The sequence below is a fragment of the Pseudoalteromonas sp. SWN166 genome, from assembly GCF_015864485.1.
In the GTDB taxonomy this organism is placed as follows: Bacteria; Pseudomonadota; Gammaproteobacteria; order Enterobacterales; family Alteromonadaceae; genus Pseudoalteromonas.
Map to the genome: position 1 here is coordinate 1 of NZ_JADYXB010000093.1, position 867 is coordinate 867.

1 protein-coding gene is annotated in these 867 nt (G+C 42.9%); it reads right to left on the reverse strand.

All coding sequences use genetic code 11. From position 1 onward, the window contains the following. Window positions 1–867: multiheme c-type cytochrome (locus I6F49_RS20235; protein ID WP_269435421.1), on the reverse strand; the 867-nt coding region annotated here is incomplete at both ends.

The following is an 867-nucleotide window of genomic DNA, read 5'->3' on the forward strand; positions in this document are numbered from 1 at the left end:
CATCGTTTAGCTCAGCGCCCGAATTACCTAAATAGGCAATTGCACTGGCGCGGTCTATTTCATTTAACGAAAAGTCATTAATTAAGCTCATATGTGCATTTTGCGATATCGCTTTTAATGAGCGCAGTTCAAGCATACTGTGCTCGCTTGCACTTAATGCCGGTGCTTTACCATGCCATTTTTCAAGCGTGCTTGCTGCCCATTCGTTTGTTTGACCGTCGTGGCATTGCACACACGCATTGGGTGTATCGTATTTTATTGATATGTCAGGGCGCGGAATTTTAAAGCTGTGGTCGCGCCTGTCATCAACGCCCATGTATCTGTTGGTTGGCATGTGGCAGCTAACACATTGTGCGCCGGTTGATTGTTCTTTATGGCGATGATGCTCGGGTTTGTTATATTCGCTGGCACTGTGGCACTGTAAGCACAGCCCATTTGTTTTTGTTTTAACTTTCATGGTGTGTTTATCGTGGCAGTCAACACAGTTAACTCCGGCTTTGTACATTTTACTTTGTGCAAAAGAGCCAAACACATACACTTCTTCTTTAATTTGGCCATCGGCGTGATACAAATTTGGTTCTAAAAATGAAGGACTAAATTGGTCTAAAAACGCTTGGCTGTTATCAAAGCCATCGGTTAATGGGCTTCGAAGCGAATGACACGCATAACAGCCTTGCATAAAGCTGTTATCGCGCGGCTCACCTTGCCAAGTAGCAATTTTATTATCGCCAATTATTTTCCACTGCGACATATTGGTAGGGCTTGTTTGAGCTGTCTTTATTATTTTTTTAGTTTTATGTTCATCCGTTATATCGCTGTGGCACGATTTACAGCCCACATTTATATTCGAGAAGTGCGTATCAAAGC